The organism is Kitasatospora sp. NPDC003701, assembly GCF_053587085.1.
The window spans coordinates 1-16562 of sequence record NZ_JBSFNM010000025.1 but is presented as its reverse complement, the minus strand read 5'-3'; the positions used below and the strand labels follow the sequence as shown (position 1 = coordinate 16562).

Here is a 16562-nt window from a genome sequence, read left to right as displayed (position 1 = left end):
CTCGCAGGTGACACTGCGCTCAACGGGGGATGACCGTTCTCCGCGTATGGCGCGCCCCGCAACCGGCCACCCACGGGGGGATCACGATCGCCCCGGTTCAGCCAGCACGCACTGAGCCGAGTGAACGGGCTGGTGGAGGTTACGAGATGCTGTAGACGTTCTTGTTGCTGGCTGCGTACGGGTTGAGCGACCACGCACGCCACGTGCTGACGCGCAGTTCCAGCTTCTCCCCTTTGTTCAGGGTGCCGGAGACCTTCACGGGGACCGCGTGCGGCGTCTTCGTGCAATCCGACTCGTTGGACTTCTTCCAGCTCTCGCTGGCGCCTCCGTACTCAAGCCACGCGGTGACCCTGTTGTCGAAATCGCACTCCGCGTTGGCAGTTCCCTCGAAGACGTATCCGCCCTCACCGTTCCACGACAGCGAACCCTTGACCGCGCCCGAACCGTGGGCATTCTCCACCAAGAGGTAAACGTCCGTGGAACCGGGCGTCACCGAGTTCGTCGCCGCGCCGGCGTAGGGCGTGGCCATGACCGTTGCGCACGCGGAGAGCAAAACCACTGAGGCGATACGGGACTTGAATGCCGAGGTCAAACGCATTGAACCAATATCCTTATGTCCATGCTGGGTTGTGCATCAAACCTAGATCGTCGGCGGTGGACATTTCCATCCCTCGAAGGAGTGAATGGATTTCGGCCAGATTGAATCAACTGTTCGCTCACGTATGCACAGCAGTGCAACGCTTGACATCGGACGCTCCGAGGCGAACCAGGTGGCAGACGGGCGCCGTCTCGATTGCACCGTCCCCGCCGCTCACCGGGGACGCCGTGAGACCCACCACCGGGGTCGGGGTCCCGTGGTTCCGGCGGGCGGGAAGGTGGCGGCCCGGCCGCCGGACGACCGCGCGGTGCGGGGGCGGCGTGGCTGTCGTCCCCGCACCGCGCCCCTGCACCGCGCCCCTGCTCCGGCGTCCCGCCGGACCCGAAACCCGCTGCCGAAGACCGTGGACCAGGGGCCGAACTCGTCAGGCATCTCCCGCCACTGGGCGCTGGAACGAGACCGCCGGATCACTCCCTCGAACGGGTCGCGAAGTCGTCCGGGATAGGGCCCGAACCCGCCGATCGGCAGGTGGGGCTCGATCAACTCCATGTCACAGAAACATTCCGGGTTCTGCCCCGGAACAGGGGCAGAACCCGGGGATTGATCACGACATCACACAGGCCCTAGGGCGGACCGAGGCTGTTGTAGCGCCGGAGGCGGGCGGGTGGGCGCGCGGGCGTGGGGCCCGAGGGCGGGAGCGGCGCCTGGTCCAGGGCGGCGCTGATCTGGGCGGTCGCCAAGAGTTGTCCCGTAGCCCCAACAGGCTGATGGTCATGCCGTGTCCGGGTCGGTGCCGATGGCGCCGGCCGAACGGAGTGATCGCCCGAGGTCTCCGGTGAGGATGCGGGGGTGTCGCCGCCACCACCACAGGTCGGGGCCGGGCAGCTTGTGGAACTGGTCGAGTGCTTGGCCGTCGTCGTCGACGGACGCGGCCTTGTACCGGTCGTCCAGGGCTTTGATCTGCGGCGTCCAGAGCTGGACGATGTGTTCGTCCAGCAGGAGCCAAGCCTCGTGGAGCCAATTCCGGCAGTAGAGGTCGTTGGTGTACTCGTAGATGTCGTCGTCATAGCCGTGCTCGATGGCACTCACCAAGGCAGCCCACGCGTTCACCCTTTCAGCGACGGTGAACGCCGTCCGCCAGCCGCGCTGGTGCAACAGCTCGCCTACCTCGGTTGCAGTGGCCATGATCGTGAGGCTCTCATGCCGAAACCGTCCGGGCTACCGAGATGTACTCCACCAACCATCAGGTCGTGATCGACGCCGACAGCCGGCTGGTCGTTGTCGTCGGACGCCCGTTGCCTGGGAACCGCGACGACTGCAAGGCCTGGGCCGGGTCAGGTGCCAGGGCCGCGGTCGGCAAGACCACCACGATTGGCGACAGTGGCTACCCGGGCACCGGACTGGTGATCCCGCACCGCCGCCCGGCCGGCGGCGAGCTCTGCGAGCACAATCGTGAGCACAAGCAGGTCCGCGCCCGCGTCGAGCACGTCTTCGCACGCATGAAGACCTGGAAGATCCTGCGCGACTGCCGCCTCAACGGCGACGGCGTCCACCACGCCATGCTCGGCATCGCCCACCTCCACAACCTCGTCCAGGCGACTGCATAGCGGGCCGCCCTTCCAGGCGCGGTCCCAACCCGCAGCACACCCTTCAGAGATCAATTACGGGACAGCCCTCAGGCTTCCAGCGGGCCGGTCAGCCAGCTCGGGACCGGGGAGGCGAGCCCGAGTGTCCCGGCTGCCCCAGACCTCCGGCGGAAGCCCGAGCACCTCCGCGGCGTCCCGCAGGATCCGCTTGCCGGCCGCCGGATCGCCGATCTTGTACTCGACCGGCAGGCGGTAGCAGAACTCGATCAGGTCCCGCGCCAGGAACGGCGAGCGCCGCTCCAGCGCGAACGCGGAGGCCAGCTTGTCGCTCGCCATCACCAGCGGGCGCCAAGCCGTGGCCAGGTCGGCCAGCGTCAGCCCTTGGGCCAGGTCCCCGCCGGCCCGCCGGAGCGCGTCGGCGACGACCTCGCGCACGCACCCGTCCGGGCGGCGCCGCGCAGGACGGGCTTCACGATCGCCTCGGCCGGCTCCAGCGGCCCGTCGATGCACGCCAGGTCGCCCGTTCGCGTTGGTCCCGTTCCGGCGCGCGCACAGCGTGTCGTCCCGCCCTGGTCCCGCGACCAGAGGCGAACTGACCGCAGGTCTCGTTGCTCCTGAGGTCCGATCAGCCTGCTCCGACTCCAGCAAGTGCATCGTGCGACCCCCGATGCGCCCTTGATCCGCAAAGCCCGCCGCCGGACCGTCGGAGGTCGAACCAGCGGACTTTGATCGGGGGACCCATGGGATCGAACGACGCCGCCAGTCCTTGGGCTACGGAGGTCTTCGGCAAGCTCGCCTCCCAGCTGACGACGATCGTGCCGGCCTGCATCCTCCGCGCGCACGACCGGGCCCGCGGCGGCCACGAGGGCGTTCACACCCAAACCCACGAGGCTTACGGCCACGGCCTCTACGCGGTGCAGTACGAAGAGCTTGCAGCCGGGCTGGCCGGCCTTCCGGGCTCCGAACCGGTCCGGCTCCAGGCACGAACGGTCATGGTCATCGCCGGCCACGTCATCTACCCGATCCGCTACGCGAAGAAGGACGTACCGGTCACGGCCGCCAGGCTCCGACGCGCCTCCGGGCTCCGCGCGAACCTCATCCGCCGTCATGGCCCAGAGCCTCGCCAGTATTCGTTCGACCTCGGCATCGCGCTTCCGGAGGAGGACGAGCCGCACGCGGACCTCCTGCGTCTGTCGCCCGAGACCAAGCTGGTGATCGTCGCCTACGCGTGCTCCCTGGCCAGCGGAGTGGTGCGACTGGAGTGGGGATCGGCAGAACTTCGCCGCGAAGACCGATCGCTCCTCTGGCACCACCACGAGCCGTTGCCGCTTCCGGAGACCCCGCACCGATAGGCGCGGGCAGGTCACTGCAACAGAAGCTGCCCGCCTCCTTGTTGCGGAGGCGGACGCCACGGCCGACTCCGCCGCACGGTGTCGGCGCCCTCGCGCCGAGGAGCCGTCAGCAGCTCGTCGAAGCAGGGCGGACTCGGCCCGGTGGACGGGGCTGTCCAGGACGGCTCCGATGCCGTGATCACACCAGCCGCGACAAGATCATGTCACCGTGGGTCGGCGGCCGGTGCGATCAGGAAATGCGCTGGGTCTTCACATCGCCGGCCGGTACTGTGCGAAAACGATCTCAGGGGGTGGGCTGATGCGGCCGGTGCTGCTGGTGGACGTCGACGGGCCGCTGAATCCGTACGCGGCGAAGCCCTACAGGCACCCCGAGGGCTACGGGACGCACCGGCTGCTCACACCGCGATGGGAAGCGGCCGAGCGGCGTCGGCTCACCGAATGGGGACTGCCGGACAAACCGGTCAAGCCGCTACGGATATGGCTCAACCCGGACCACGGGCGGGCGCTGACCAGGCTCCCCTTCGACCTTGTCTGGGCAACGACATGGGAAGAGGAGGCGAACGACTTCCTCGCACCCCTGCTGCGGCTGCCCGCACTGCCGTTCATCGCCTGGTCCGAGCCTCGGCCCCAGCCGGAAGGGGGCGTGTTCTGGAAGACGCCGGAGATCGTCGCGTGGGCCCAGGGCCGTCCGTTCGCCTGGATCGACGACCAGATCACCGATGCGGATCGCGCGTGGGCCCAAGCGCACCATGACGGCCCGGCCCTCCTGCACTGGGTCGATCCCCGGACCGGGCTGACTGCCGCTGACTTCGCAACCCTGGCCGACTGGGCGACCGACCCGCACCGACACCGCGGATCGCGTGGCGCGACAACCCCGGGCGCCATGTGATCGTTTACGGGACAACCTTCAGCGCCGCCGTCGCGGCAGATCCCGAGAGCGGACATCGGCGCTCGACCGCGGCGCTGTCGGCGTGGCGGGGGCCACGCAGGACGAGAGCGGCCAACCCGTCTGCGTCGAGGCGCTGCGCCGTCTTCCAGCCGGCCGTCAGCAGGGTGAGTTCGTCCTCGTCCAGGGCGATGCCCCGCTTCTCGGCCGGGGTGTCCTCGGCCGTCGGCGTAGTGCTGCTCCCACACTTCCTGCGGAACGCTTCCCACGATGCTCCTCGTTGGTGGTGGTCAGGGTCGGTGGGTGGCGCGCAGCCGGGCGAGGGTGCGCAGGCCGCGTTCGACGAGTTCGGGGTCGCGGTTGGCCGCGCCGTACTGGATCCCGGAGACGGCGTCCAGGGCGCAGTGGACGGCCAGGTGCTCCTGCTCGGCGTCGGTGAGGGACCGGCCGTACCCGTCGAAGAGGGCTTCCGCGAGATCCGGACGGTCGGCCCAGCTGTCGGCGAGGCGCACGAAGTCGCGGACGGCCGGGCCCGGTTCGGCGCGCTCGAAGTCGATCACGCACAGCTCCCCGGACCGCTCGTCCCAGAGGAGGTTGCGCGGCTGGAGGTCGCCGTGGGTGGGCAGCGCGTCGAGGGCGGGCAGGTCGGCCGCGGTCGCGGTGAGCGCGCGGATGTGGTCCTCGTCGCCCGGCGCGAGGTGGGGGCGGGCGCCGGCGAGGTGCCGTTCCAGCTTGTCGAGCGCGGCTGCCGGCCGGTGGCCGGGCACGGCCACGGCGGAGCGGTGGATCGCCGCGGCGAGTTCGCCGATGCGGCGGTGGATCCGCCGCTCCTCGTGGCGGGGGTGGACCGCCCCGTGCAGGGAACGGCCGGGTACCGCGGTGACGATGACGGCCCGCAGCGCGGGGTCGACGGCCACCAGGCGGGGCGCGGCCGCGCCCAGACGGGGGACCCAGGTCCGGTAGGCGGTCACTTCCCGGTCGTGGAAGCGCCGGTTCTCCCGGTGGACCTTGACGAACCACTCGCCGCCGCCCTGGCCGCGTACCCGCCACACCCGGCTGCCCGCGCGCACCCAGGAGGTGTCCGTCCAGGAGGTGATGCGCCCGACGGCGTCCTGCGCGAACTGCCGCAGCTCGGGGGCGGGCAGGGCCGGCGAGGTGCCGACGCGGGCGGCGATCGCGGCCATGTCGGCGGTGAACCGGCCGGCGAGGTCGATCCCGGTCTCGTCGGCGATGACGAGCAGGGAGAACAGGCAGTCGGACAGCTCGTGGCCGATCCGCTCCCGGTCGGCCGAGACGTCGGCGCGGTGGCCCTCGTGCGCCATGACGAGCTTGGCAAGGTCGCCGACGTCACCGACGAATCCGAGGGTGAAGTCCGCCAGGTCCCAGGTACGGCCCAGCGTACGGTGGTTGGCTTCGTCGTAGAGGCGGCGCACCGTGCGGGCGGCCGCGGTCATCTCGTCCCAGTCGGGCACGGTTCTGTGCTCCTTCCTGTCAGACAGGCTCGGGTTCTGCTGCGCCCCCGCGCCGGACGACGTCCGCCGCCCGCGCGGCAGCTGGACCGCCGACTCGCACGGGCTGGGTGGTCATCGGGTGCTCCCCGCGGTGATGGCGGAGCGGGGGTCGGGGGCGGTCTTGGCGAGGGCCGTCGGGCAACTCCTGATCCGGATCGCTGCGAGAGGGTGGTCGGGGGCGGTGCGTGGCCCGAGGTCGGGTCGGACCATGCACCGTTCAGGCTACGGCCGGTAGGCGGCCGTCCGGTCGAGGACGAGGCGCCTGGCCGCTGTCCTCAGGGGCCAGGGCAGCCTTCCACGCTCCCGGGTCCATGGGTGAGTTGATGGAACGGTTCTTCGGTGAGGGGGCACCAGAGGATTCCGGCCGGCGGGAATCGCTACACGGTGGGCCGACTCGCGGGGTGCCTTGGTGGGACGGCCGATAGCCTGCTCCCATGGTCATAGGTGGGGGCGCCGAGCGCGTCGGTGAGGATCGTGACAGCCAGGACTGGCGAGCGACGCGTGACTGGGTCGAGAAGGGGCTGCTCGGATCGGAATCCATCGAAGGTGCGGCTCGGTTGCGCGGTGGGTGGACGTCGGAGATGCGCCGTCTGGACATCTCCGGGCCGCAGGGCCGGCGTTCCCTGGTCCTCCGCTCCTTCGTCAAGCCGTTCTACCTTCGACACGCGGAGGCGCTCCTGACGCGGGAGGCGGGCGTTCTGCGCCTGCTCGAGGGCACGGACGTGCCCGCCGCGCGGCTTGTGAACGTGGACGCGACGGCGGAGCACTGCGACCACCCCTCCTTGCTGATGTCCCTGCTGCCCGGGTCCGTGCGCCTCGCCGACGAGGACGCCGACCGGCGTGTGGACCTGCTGGCCCGCCAACTGCTGCTCATCCACCAGGTGCACGTACCCCTCGCGGACCGGCCGCGTGCCTATCAGGCGTGGACGGCGCCCGAGCGGGTGAGCCCGCCTGCACGGAGCGAGCGGCCGGAGTTGTGGCGGCGGGCCGTGGACGTCATTCGACGTCGGCCGCCCGAGTACCTGCCCTGCTTCCTGCACCGGGACTTCCACCCCGGCAACGTCCTCTTCGAGGGCGGCGGCGGGGCCCTGCGGATCAGTGGCGTCGTCGACTGGGTGGAGACGTCCTGGGGGCCGGCCGATCTGGACGTGGCCCACTGCTCGACGGCGCTGGCCCTGCTGCACGGAGTTCCCTCGGGCATGACCTTCGCCGACCGGTATGTCGAAGCAGGAGGGATCCTGGCCGAGGATCCGGCCGCCCATCTCTACTGGCGGCTTCTGGACGCCCTGGCCTTTGCCCCGGACGCCGAGAAGGTCGCCGTCCCCTGGCGTGAACTGGGCCGGGCCGATCTGACGTCCGCCGTGTTGACGAACAGGCTCGAGCAGTACGTCCAGGCCCTGTTCGACTGGTACGAGTGAGTCCGAGACCCGGCCGAGGAGCCGAGGAACTGCTCGATCGCCGGGACGACGTCGCCTCAGAGCCGCGCCTCAGAGCCGCGCCTCAGAGCCGCATCAGGATCGACCCGTTCGACCCGGCTGCCGCGCCACCAACGGCTACGATCTGAGGTCGGGCAGCCGGGTGGGCGTCCACCCGGACGAGGTCCGGCGCTGAGGGGCTCCGAGGTGGGTGAGGACGGCGAGGACGCGCCGGTCGCCGCGGTCCTCGGGCGGGAGGTCGAGCTTCAGGAAGATGTTTCCGATGTGCTTGTGCACGGCCCGCTCGGTGACCACGAGGCGATCGGCGATCTCGGAGTTCCCGTATCCCTGGGCCATCATCGCGAGTACCTCGCGTTCGCGCTCGGTGAGCCGCGACAGCGGGTTGCCGCGCGTGGCGAGCAGCTGCCGGACCACGTCGGGGTCCAGCGCCGTGCCGCCGGCCGCGACCCGGTGGAGCGCGTCGAGGAAGTCGTCGACGCGGGCGACCCGGTCCTTGAGCAGGTAGCCGACGCCGGTGCCGTCGGCGAGCAGTTCTCGGGCGTAGGTGCCCTCGACGTACTGGGAGAGTACGAGGATCGGCAGGCCGGGGACACGTTCCCGGGCGCGCAGCGCGGCCCTGATGCCCTCGTCGGTGAAGGTCGGCGGGAGGCGGACGTCCACCACGGCCACGTCCGGTCGGTGGGTGACGGCGGCCGTCACGAAGGACTCGGCGTCCTCGGTCGTGGCGAGCACCTCGTTCCCCAGGGCCTCCAGCAGCGCGGTCAGTCCCTGCGCGAGCAGCGCGTTGTCCTCGGCGATCACGATCCGCACGGGCACTCCACGGTGATCACGGTGGGTCCGCCGGGCGGGCTCTGGACCCGCAGGACGCCGTCGACCGCCTCGATGCGCTGCCGCATTCCGCGCAGTCCGGTGCCGCCGCCCTCGGCCGCCCCGCCGCGGCCGTCGTCGGTGATCTCCGCGCGGAGCGTGCCGCCGGCCCTGGCGAGGGTGACCGACACGGAGTCGGCGCGGGCGTGCTTGGCCACGTTGGTGAGAGCCTCGGCGATGGCGAAGTAGACGGCCACCTCGATCTGCGCCGGTACGTCACCGAGTCCGCGCGGTCCACGGTGTCCGCGGGGTCCGCCGGGCTGCCCGAGCTCGCCGAGCTCGCCGAGCTCGACGGTGGCGGGCACCGGGCAGCGGGCGACGACCGCCGAGACGGCGCCGGCGAGGCCGCGGTCGGCGAGGATCGGCGGGTAGACGGAGCGCAGCACGTCGCGCAGTTCGGCCATGGCCTCCTCGGCGCCCTCCCGTGCCCGGGTCAGCAGTGGGCCGACCGCGGCGGGGTCGGCGCGCAGCGTCCTTTCGGCGAGCCCGAGTTGCATGGCCAGGGAGACCAGCCGGGCCTGGGTGCCGTCGTGCAGGTCCCGTTCGATGCGGCGCAGTTCGCTGCCGTGCGCGTCGATCGCCCCGGTGCGTGTCCGGTCCAGTGTCGACACGCGTTCGGCGAGGACCGCAGCGGCCGAGGGGGCGAGCAGCCACCGGCTCACGGACGCCGCGAGCCTGGCGAGCAGCGGCGGACCGAACAGGGCGAGCAGCACGCTCAGCAGCAACTGCGGCACCCCGGCGTAGACCGCGGATCCCCAGCCGTCGATCGGGATGTTCAGGATCAGCCTGATCGGATCGTCCGCGGGGAACAGCCACCACAGGCCGACCAGCACGAGGACGGCCGCCGGGAACAGGAACAGGGCCGCGCCGAGGAGTCCGAGTGCGGTGCCGACGACCGTCATGGCGGTCGCCCACCGCAGGTCGCGGCCGGTTGCCGGGTCCGACAGCACCGCTGTCAGGCGCCTTCGCGCGTGCGGCCCGGCCGGTGGCGTGGACGCCGCCCACCGTCCCAGCCGGTCGCGTTCGCCGTCGGCCAGCCGGCGCAGCAGCCGGAGCTCGTGCGGCAGGACGAGCAGGCCCACGCCGACCAGGCAGAGTACGGCCGAGTACAGGAGGACGGGCAGCAGCACGACCAGGGCCAGTGCGTGGACGAGCACGGTCGTGCAGTACCCGGCGGCACGGGCCGAACGCGCCACGCCCGCTCGTGTCATCGATAGGTCGGTCACGGCGGCCAGTCTTCCCCTCCTCGGCCTCCCGGCGCAGTGGAGCGTGCTACACCATCGCTGGGCGAGCCTGCACGATCGCCCCGGCCGCCGCGCGATTCGTAGCGTCAGGGCCATGAAACGAACGAGTACGTCGGGCGGCTCCCGCTCCGATCTCTTCCTCTTCCTGTCGATCAGTTTCGTCGGCGCGTGGATCACCATGGTCCCACTCTGGGTGGACGGCCTCCGCCGGACGAGCGCCGCGCAGGGGACGCCTCGGCTCGCGGCGCTGTGCATGATCCTGATGATGCTGGTGCCGGCGCTGACCGCGTTCGGTCTCACCGCGCGCGGCCGGGGGCCGCGCCGGGCCCTGCGGGTCCTCGGACTCGCCAGGGCCACCCCGTGGCGGCACGAAGTCCGCTCCGTCGCGGTCGCGTTGGCGATCCCGCTCGGCCTCACCGCCGCCGGCCTGACCGTGGCCACGCTGATCGGCTGGTACACCCCCGCGCACCTGCCCGGGCCCGCCACCGTCGCGCCGCTCGTGCTGAGCGCGCTGCTCTCCGTTCCGCTGTACTTCGGTGAGGAACTCGGCTGGCAGGGCTACCTGTTGCCCCGGCTGCTCCGCTACGGCCGCACCCGGGGCCTCCTGATCGGCGGCGCGATCTGGGGGGCGTGGCACGTCCCGATGACGGCGCTCGGCGGAAGCTACCCCGGCCACTCGGTGCTGCTGGGCATACCCGTCGCCGTGGTGACCGCGATGCTGCTCGGTACGGTCATCGCCACCGTCCGGCTGTCCACCGGATCGGTGTGGGCGGCCGTCGCGGCGCACCTGTCGCTCAACGAGTTCACGCTGCCGCTCACCCGCGAGGTGTCGGGCCGCCTCGTCGACCCGCTGCTCGCCGGCCCGCTGAGCATCTCGACCTGGCCGGTGGCCGCCCTCGCCGTGCTGGGCGGCTGGCTGGCATACCGGCGGCGCGCCGGGCGGGACTGGCCCTTGCCGCCGACGGAAGGTCGGCCGACCGCGGCCCGCCAGGCCTTGTCCGATCATTGATCTCGGTGAAACCCGCCGAGCGCAGGTCTGACCCCGCCCGCTTCCGACGAAGCCGGAGCCCTCTCCACGGGAGTGGTGGCAGGTCGCGCGCACGCCGGAGGGCGACCTGGCGGGGATCCACATCCCGGCCCACAACCCCTCCGGCCCGACCATCGGCTTCATCGGGGTCGTCCCGGAACAGCGTGGCCGCGGCTACGCCTACGACCTCCTCGGGGAGTGCACCCACGTCCTCGTCGAGCAGGGCGCGGAGTTCGTCAGCGGCGCGACGGACCGGGCCAACGTCCCCATGGCCGCGGACTTCGCCAAGGCGGGCTTCCCCGTCATCCGTGAACGCCTCAACTTCCTTCCGGCGGGCCGGGCGTCGTAGCGAGGCGTAGCAGGCGGCGAGCGGTCCGGTCCGAGGACAGGCCCGGACCGCTCGCCACTGCCCGGCGGTATGCCGGGCGACCAGGCCCCCAGCAGCACGATCACGCGCTGCACCGGCCCGTTCCCGCCGGCCGAGGCCGGGAGTGTCAGCGCCGGGCGGTGGCGGTCAGCTCCGCGGTGCCGACGATGTGCCCGCTCATCGCCATCGAGAAGGAGGCCACGGCGGGGGTGCTGGTGGCCGGCAGGCCCAGGCTCGGCACGTCCAGCGCCACCACCCGGAGCACGTAGTGGTGCACGCCGTCGCCGGCCGGCGGGCACGGTCCCAGGTAGCCGGTGGCGCCGGCGTCGTTGGGCCCGCTGACCGCGCCGGCCGGCGTTGCGCCCGCGAGGGTGGTGGTGGAGGCCGGGATGTCCCAGGTCATCAAGTGCCAGAAGCCGCTGCCGGTCGGCGCGTCCGGATCGAAGAGCGAGACGGCGTAGCTGCGGGTGCTCGCCGGCGCCCCGGACCAGCGAACGGTCGGTGCGTGGTTCGCGCCGGAGCAGCCGAAGACGTTCGCGTAGCCGGCGGCCGGGACCTTCCCGCCCTTCCACTCGGGGCTGCTGACAACGAACCGGGGTGTGTGCGAGGGGATGCCCGCACGCACTTCGGTGTGTCCGAAGCGGTTCGGGTGGGTCGCGGAGTAGGCCGTTGCCGACGCGGCGCCGGCGACGGCGAGGGTGGCGGCCGTGGTCGCCGCGAGGGCTGTCACGGTGCGGGTCGAGCGCTTCATGGAGGTTCCTGTTCCGGGTCGGACGGTGGTGTTCGGTCGGCACCAGCCTTCCGGCGCCCGGCGTCCCGGGGGAGGCCGAGCGCATCCTGGTACTCGGCGTGCCACCCTCGGGAATGGACCGCGCGGGGCCCGACCGGCGACGATGTCCGGTGTGAGCGATCGACAGAGCGGGCCCCGAACCGAGCTGGGGGCGTTCCTGCGGGCGGCGCGCGAGCGGACCCTGCCGGGCGACATCGGCCTGCGGGCGGGCGGGAACCGCCGAACCCCGGGACTGCGCCGCCAGGAAGTGGCCGAGCTCGCGGCGGTGAGCATCGACTGGTACATCAGGCTGGAGCAGGGCCGCGCCGGGACGCCCGGATCGGCGGTGCTGGACGCGATCGCCGGCGCGCTGCGGCTGACCCCCGCGGAGCGCGAGTACGTGCACCTCACCGCGCGTGGCGAGGCGCCACCGCGCCGCCATGTCGCCTCCGATCCGGCGGCCTCCCTGCGCGCGGTGCTGAACGGCATGCCGCTGCTGCCCGCCTACATCATCGATCACCGCCTCGACGTCCTGGCGTGGAACAGCGCGGCCTCCGCGTTGTTCGGCGACGACTTCGGGACCGGCCCGGCCGCCAACACGGCGTGCCTGACGTTCCTGGATCCCGAGAGCCGCCGGACGCAGCTGTCCTGGGAGCAGTTCGCGCGCGAGACGGTCGGTGCGCTGCGGTCGGCGTCCGCGCGGCACCGCGACGACCCGCGACTGCACGCGGTCGTGGCGCGCCTCCTGGCCGGCAGCCCGGAATTCGCCCGCTGGTGGGAGGACCGGACGGTTCGCGAACGTTCCCACGGCAGCAAGCGGTTGCGACACCCGCTGGGCGGCGAGCTGACCCTGTGCTACGACCAGCTCGCCGCCACGGACGGCTCCGACCAGCGGCTCATGGTGCTCACCCCGGGGGACGGGGCGACCGAGCGGGCGCTTCGGCTGCTGGTCGCCGGCTACTCGCAGGGCGCCGTGGGCGCTTCGGAGCAGGTGCTCAAGGCGGCCCGGACCGCCTGAGCCACCGGGTGTCCGAGGGGCCCGGCACCGTCACGACCGCGGGCGAGCGGTCGAGCGGTCAAGCGGTCAAGCGGGCGAGCGGTCGAGGGCCGTACGCCGAGCCGGGTGCCCGGTCGGGAGGACGCCGAGGCGACAGTCCGCGGCGGGCCGTCGCCGTAGTGGCGCCGGTGCGTCGCTCAGCCTGTGCTGCCAGAACCGGAAGGGGGCCGGAAGGGGGCCGGAAGGGGGTGACGGCGCCGGCCAGACCGGTCGTCGGGCGCCTGGTGTGCGGGGTGGGGGTCGGGCAGGCTAGTTTGCTCGGATGAGTCTTCTTGATGATGTGGCCGAGCGTGACGGCTGGCGGTGCTGGGTGTGCGACGAACCGGTGGACCCCGACGAGTCGGTGAACGATCCGCGGGGGCCCAGTGTCGACAGCCGGACGGCGGACCGGAAGGCCAAGGTCGCCGAGCGCCTCGCGCACCGGGGCTGCAATTCCCGCAAGGGCGCGGTCAAGGTGGTCATCGCCTGGCCGGATCGCCTGTACGTGGTCGAACCCGCGCCGCTGATCACCGTGGCCGGGAGGCTGGAGCGCAAGGGGGGCCGGGAGATGGTGGGTCGTTGCCCGACCAGGAAGGACGCCCAGGAGGCGGCGGACTGGCTGGTGGACCGGTTCTCCCGACTCGTACCGGGGCTGCCGGTGACCGCCGACATCGAGGCGGGCGGCGGCCAGTTCCTCGTCATCCTGGCCACCGGCCGCCGCTGACCCCCCGCATGCGTTCGAGGCCCGGCCGGCGGGCGAGGGTCCGAGGCCGGGTCGGGCCCTTGGGCACAACCGCCTGCCACGGGACGGCCCGTGGGCGTTCGGCCGGGAACCCCGTGCGGTGACCGGCCTCTCGGTAGTCTGGCCGGATGACCGATGGACTTCCTCCGGGCGGTGTCCCGATCACCGAGGCCGAGGCGGTGGCGAGGTGGGCGGACGCCTGGACGCCCGCCGAGGTGACGGCGCGGCTGGCAGGTGTCTCGGCCCCCTGGTACGTGGCCGGAGGGTGGGCCGTCGACCTGTTCCGGGGCGGGCGGACCCGTGAGCACGGTGACCTGGAGATCGCCGTCCCGGCCGCGCGGTTCCCCGAAATCCGCTCCCGGTTCCCCGAGTTCACCTTCGACGTCGTGGCCTCCGACCGGATCTGGGAACTCACCCCGGAGGTCGCGGAGCTGTCCCACCAGACCTGGCTGCGCGACCCGTCGACCGGGAAGTTCCTGGTGGACGTGTTCCGCGAACCGCACGACGGCACGACCTGGATCTGTCGGCGCGACCCGTCGATCCGCCTGCCGTACAGCGACGTCGTCCGCCGTACACCGGACGGGATTCCCTACCTCGCACCGGAGTTGGCACTGCTGTTCAAGGCCAAGGCGACCCGCCCCAAGGACCGGCAGGACTTCGCCGGCGCCCTTCCCCTGCTGGACCGGACCCAGCGGCGGACGCTGGCCACCCTCCTCGCCCGGGTCCATCCGGGACACGACTGGCTGGCGGACCTCGGGCCGGGCGGCGGGCCCACCGTCTGACGGGCCCGCCGCCCGGCCCTGAGCCGGACACGGTCACCCACCCGGGTCGCGCAGACGCCCCGGGCGCCACGGCGCGCACCGCCTCCGAAAACCCGTCAGGCGCTCGCCGCGTCGGTCGTGCGAACGGTCCGGCGGACGGCGTCGCGGAGCCAGCGGTGGGCTCCGTCGGCGGCGTGGCGGGGGTGCCAGGCCATGCCGATGGTCAGCGGCGGCAGTGGCAGGGGGACGTCGAGGAGGCGGAGGCCGAGGGCACCTGCGGTCTCGGTGAGGGGCGAGGGCGCGGCGTCGGGGGCGGTGGCCGGGACGAGGCAGACGATGTCGCTGCGGGCGGCCAGGGTCATCGCGGCCAGGTGGCTGGGGAGGACGACGGCGACCCGCCGGCGGAGGTCCCGTTCGGCCAGGGCGGTGTCGAGGGGCCCGGTGAAGCGGCCGCGTCGGCTGACCGCGACGTGTTCGGCGGCGGCGAGCCGCTCCGGGGTCAGGGCGCCCTCGGTGAGGGGATGCCCCGGGCGGACGGCCAGCACCATGCGCAGGGTGACGAGTTCCTCGACCTGCGTCTCGGGATCGACGTGGTCGATGGATCCGATCTCCAGATCGATCCGGCCGTCGCGCAGGGCCGCCCCGGCCTCCAGGTCCTCGGCCCGGAAGCGCAACGAGACGCCGGGGGCCTCCTGCCGGGCCAGTCGCAGCAGTCCGGGGGCCAGCGCCGCGCCGACCAGGTCGGCGGTCTGGAGGGTGAAGGTGCTGCGCAGTGCGGCGGGGTCGACGCCGGTGCCGGGGGAGAGCAGCGCTCCGAGACTGCGGACCACGGTGGCGGCCTCGTCGCGCAGGGCCTGGGCGCGGGGGGTGGGGACCATGGCCTGTCCGGCCCGCACCAGGAGCGGGTCCTGGAGGGCGCGGCGCAGGCGGGCGAGGGTGCGGCTCATGGCGGCGGGGGAGGTGTGCAGGCGTTCGGCGGCGCGGGTCACGCTCTGCTCGGTCAGCAGGGCGTCCAGCGCGACGGCGAGGTTGGCGTCGATGACGGGGTCGGGGCTGTTCACCAGGGTAATTCCGTTCCGGGCAATGATGTGTTGCTGACGTTCCCATTGTGGCAACACATCGGCGCTCAGCAGGATGAGGTCCTACCCCAACGGCACGACCCATGAGGTTTTCATGATCGTCATCACTGCTCCCACCGGGAACATCGGCCGCCACCTGCTGCCCCTGCTCCTGGAGTCCGCCCCGGCCCGGGGCGAGGACCTGCGCGTGATCGTGCGCGACCCCGCCCGGCTCCCCGACGCGGTGCGCGAGCGCGTCGAGGTGGTCGTCGGCTCGCACGGCACCGCCGAGGTCGTCGACCGGGCCTTCGACGGCGCGGACGCCGTCTTCTGGCTCGTCCCCCCGGACGCCTCCCTGACCCCGCACGACGCCTACTCGGGCTTCACCCTCCCCGCGGTGCACGCGCTCGCGGCCCACGGCGTCGGCCATGTCGTCGGCGTCTCCGCCCTCGGCCGCGGCACCCCGGTCGCCGGCCGCGCCGGACTCGTCACCGCCTCCCACGCCATGGACGACCTCCTCGCGGGCAGCGGCGCGGCCTACCGGGCCCTGGCCTGCCCGTCCTTCTTCGAGAACCTCCTGGAGGAGGCCGACTCGATCCGCGAGAAGGGGGTCTTCGCCGACGTCGTCGCTGCCGGCCGCAAGGCCCCCATGGTCGCCGTCGCCGACATCGCGGCCGTCGCCGCCCGACTGCTGTTGGACCGCTCCTGGACCGGCACGGCCGACGTCCCGGTCGTCGGTCCCGAGGACCTCTCCCCGGACGACCTCGCCCGCATCATCGGCGAGCAGCTGGGTCGTGCCGTCCGCTACGAGCGCCAGCACCCCCACGACCTGCGCGACACCCTCGTCGGCTACGGCCTCGACGAGGCGTTCGTCCAGGGCATCGTCGACATGAAGCAGGCCAAGGACGACGGCCTGGACACCGGCATCGCGCGCACCCCGGACGCCGCCGCCCGCACCGGCTTCGAGCGGTGGTGCGCCGAGACCCTGGTGCCCGCCGTCCGCCCCTGACCCCCCACCGCGAACAGCCACGCCCCGGTGCCCGCCGCACCGGGAGCACCACTCTCCCGCTCTCCGAAGGAGCTGCCGTGCCCACTGAGGAAACCGAAGCGCCCGTGACGGCGTTCATGCTCGTCAAGACCACACCCGAATGGCTCGCGATGACCCCCCGGGAGCGGATGGAGGCGTTCACCACCCAGGTCGTCCCCGCGATCGAGGGCAAGGTCACGCCGGCCGGGCCCGCCGCAGCGAGTCGCGGACGGTCGCGCACTTGACCATCCACACCCGGTCGTCGATGCCCGAGCCGCGCCCGGTCACCGCGGCC

The 16562-nt window shown here is 72.5% G+C and carries 16 protein-coding genes and 5 pseudogenes; 11 read left to right on the top strand and 10 right to left on the bottom strand.

What is annotated here, in order from left to right:
* Nucleotides 1-139 precede the first annotated feature (139 nt).
* From ACWDRR_RS23270 to ACWDRR_RS23260, 3 genes and pseudogenes are all read right to left on the bottom strand, one after another.
* Complete coding sequence (locus ACWDRR_RS23270) at nt 140-598, bottom strand: hypothetical protein (RefSeq protein WP_449774109.1); 459 nt, start codon at nt 596-598, stop codon at nt 140-142.
* A gap of 363 nt (nt 599-961) precedes the next feature.
* Nucleotides 962-1147 (bottom strand): annotated as a pseudogene (locus tag ACWDRR_RS23265) (transposase); the annotation flags it as partial.
* A gap of 222 nt (nt 1148-1369) precedes the next feature.
* Complete coding sequence (locus ACWDRR_RS23260) at nt 1370-1783, bottom strand: hypothetical protein (protein WP_449774108.1); 414 nt, start codon at nt 1781-1783, stop codon at nt 1370-1372.
* Nucleotides 1784-1827: 44 nt separating this feature from the next.
* Between ACWDRR_RS23260 and ACWDRR_RS23255 the strand changes: the two are divergent.
* Nucleotides 1828-2205: pseudogene (locus ACWDRR_RS23255) on the top strand (transposase family protein); the annotation flags it as partial.
* A 54-nt stretch (nt 2206-2259) separates the two neighbouring features.
* Here the strand turns inward: ACWDRR_RS23255 and ACWDRR_RS23250 are convergent.
* The gene (locus ACWDRR_RS23250) at nt 2260-2619 is read right to left on the bottom strand and encodes an asparagine synthase-related protein (RefSeq protein ID WP_449774107.1); all 360 of its coding nucleotides are present in this window, start codon (nt 2617-2619) and stop codon (nt 2260-2262) included.
* A gap of 305 nt (nt 2620-2924) precedes the next feature.
* Between ACWDRR_RS23250 and ACWDRR_RS23245 the strand changes: the two genes are divergently transcribed.
* The gene (locus ACWDRR_RS23245; RefSeq protein ID WP_449774106.1) at nt 2925-3536 is read left to right on the top strand and encodes a hypothetical protein; all 612 of its coding nucleotides are present in this window, start codon (nt 2925-2927) and stop codon (nt 3534-3536) included.
* Nucleotides 3537-3583: 47 nt separating this feature from the next.
* On the opposite strand, the pseudogene ACWDRR_RS23240 reads toward ACWDRR_RS23245, so the two are convergent.
* Nucleotides 3584-3718, bottom strand: a pseudogene (locus ACWDRR_RS23240) (IS5/IS1182 family transposase); the annotation flags it as partial.
* Nucleotides 3719-3834: 116 nt separating this feature from the next.
* Here ACWDRR_RS23240 and ACWDRR_RS23235 point away from each other — a divergent pair.
* On the top strand, nt 3835-4425 hold the full coding sequence (locus ACWDRR_RS23235) for an HAD domain-containing protein (RefSeq protein ID WP_449774105.1): 591 nt from the start codon (nt 3835-3837) through the stop codon (nt 4423-4425).
* Between the two features lie 287 nt (nt 4426-4712).
* On the opposite strand, the gene ACWDRR_RS23230 is transcribed toward ACWDRR_RS23235, so the two are convergent.
* On the bottom strand, nt 4713-5894 hold the full coding sequence (locus ACWDRR_RS23230) for a phosphotransferase (RefSeq protein ID WP_449774104.1): 1182 nt from the start codon (nt 5892-5894) through the stop codon (nt 4713-4715).
* A 473-nt stretch (nt 5895-6367) separates the two neighbouring features.
* Here ACWDRR_RS23230 and ACWDRR_RS23225 point away from each other — a divergent pair, with 473 nt between their 5' ends.
* The gene (locus ACWDRR_RS23225) at nt 6368-7351 is read left to right on the top strand and encodes a phosphotransferase family protein (protein WP_449774103.1); all 984 of its coding nucleotides are present in this window, start codon (nt 6368-6370) and stop codon (nt 7349-7351) included.
* A gap of 135 nt (nt 7352-7486) precedes the next feature.
* Here ACWDRR_RS23225 and ACWDRR_RS23220 read toward each other — a convergent pair whose 3' ends face one another.
* Nucleotides 7487-8179, bottom strand: coding sequence for a LuxR C-terminal-related transcriptional regulator (locus ACWDRR_RS23220; protein ID WP_449774102.1), 693 nt, complete (start codon nt 8177-8179; stop codon nt 7487-7489).
* Complete coding sequence (locus ACWDRR_RS23215; RefSeq protein ID WP_449774101.1) at nt 8167-9462, bottom strand: histidine kinase; 1296 nt, start codon at nt 9460-9462, stop codon at nt 8167-8169. Before ACWDRR_RS23215 ends, ACWDRR_RS23220 begins: the two co-directional genes overlap by 13 nt.
* A gap of 112 nt (nt 9463-9574) precedes the next feature.
* On the opposite strand from ACWDRR_RS23215, the gene ACWDRR_RS23210 reads away from it, so the two are divergent.
* The gene (locus ACWDRR_RS23210) at nt 9575-10489 is read left to right on the top strand and encodes a CPBP family intramembrane glutamic endopeptidase (RefSeq protein ID WP_449774100.1); all 915 of its coding nucleotides are present in this window, start codon (nt 9575-9577) and stop codon (nt 10487-10489) included.
* Between the two features lie 58 nt (nt 10490-10547).
* Nucleotides 10548-10856, top strand: a pseudogene (locus ACWDRR_RS23205) (GNAT family N-acetyltransferase); the annotation flags it as partial.
* 145 nt (nt 10857-11001) lie between these two features.
* Here the strand turns inward: ACWDRR_RS23205 and ACWDRR_RS23200 are convergent.
* On the bottom strand, nt 11002-11625 hold the full coding sequence (locus tag ACWDRR_RS23200) for a YbhB/YbcL family Raf kinase inhibitor-like protein (RefSeq protein WP_449774099.1): 624 nt from the start codon (nt 11623-11625) through the stop codon (nt 11002-11004).
* Nucleotides 11626-11776: 151 nt separating this feature from the next.
* Here ACWDRR_RS23200 and ACWDRR_RS23195 point away from each other — a divergent pair, with 151 nt between their 5' ends.
* The 3 genes from ACWDRR_RS23195 (at nt 11777) to ACWDRR_RS23185 (ending at nt 14203) form a co-directional block, all read left to right on the top strand.
* Entirely contained in the window at nt 11777-12661 is an 885-nt protein-coding gene (locus tag ACWDRR_RS23195) for a helix-turn-helix transcriptional regulator (protein ID WP_449774098.1), read from the top strand.
* Between the two features lie 301 nt (nt 12662-12962).
* Nucleotides 12963-13403 (top strand): hypothetical protein, encoded by a 441-nt coding sequence (locus tag ACWDRR_RS23190; RefSeq protein ID WP_449774097.1) that lies wholly within the window; start codon nt 12963-12965, stop codon nt 13401-13403.
* A gap of 146 nt (nt 13404-13549) precedes the next feature.
* Nucleotides 13550-14203 (top strand): nucleotidyltransferase domain-containing protein, encoded by a 654-nt coding sequence (locus ACWDRR_RS23185; RefSeq protein WP_449774096.1) that lies wholly within the window; start codon nt 13550-13552, stop codon nt 14201-14203.
* 95 nt (nt 14204-14298) lie between these two features.
* On the opposite strand, the gene ACWDRR_RS23180 is transcribed toward ACWDRR_RS23185, so the two are convergent.
* A complete protein-coding gene (locus tag ACWDRR_RS23180) occupies nt 14299-15243 on the bottom strand; it encodes a LysR family transcriptional regulator (protein ID WP_449774095.1) in 945 nt (314 codons plus the stop codon).
* Between the two features lie 112 nt (nt 15244-15355).
* Here ACWDRR_RS23180 and ACWDRR_RS23175 point away from each other — a divergent pair, with 112 nt between their 5' ends.
* Together ACWDRR_RS23175 and ACWDRR_RS23170 are read left to right on the top strand one after the other, a co-directional pair.
* Nucleotides 15356-16249, top strand: a complete 894-nt coding sequence (locus ACWDRR_RS23175; protein WP_449774094.1) for an NAD(P)H-binding protein — start codon at nt 15356-15358, stop codon at nt 16247-16249.
* A 77-nt stretch (nt 16250-16326) separates the two neighbouring features.
* Nucleotides 16327-16461: pseudogene (locus ACWDRR_RS23170) on the top strand (darcynin family protein); the annotation flags it as partial.
* Nucleotides 16462-16562 lie beyond the last annotated feature (101 nt).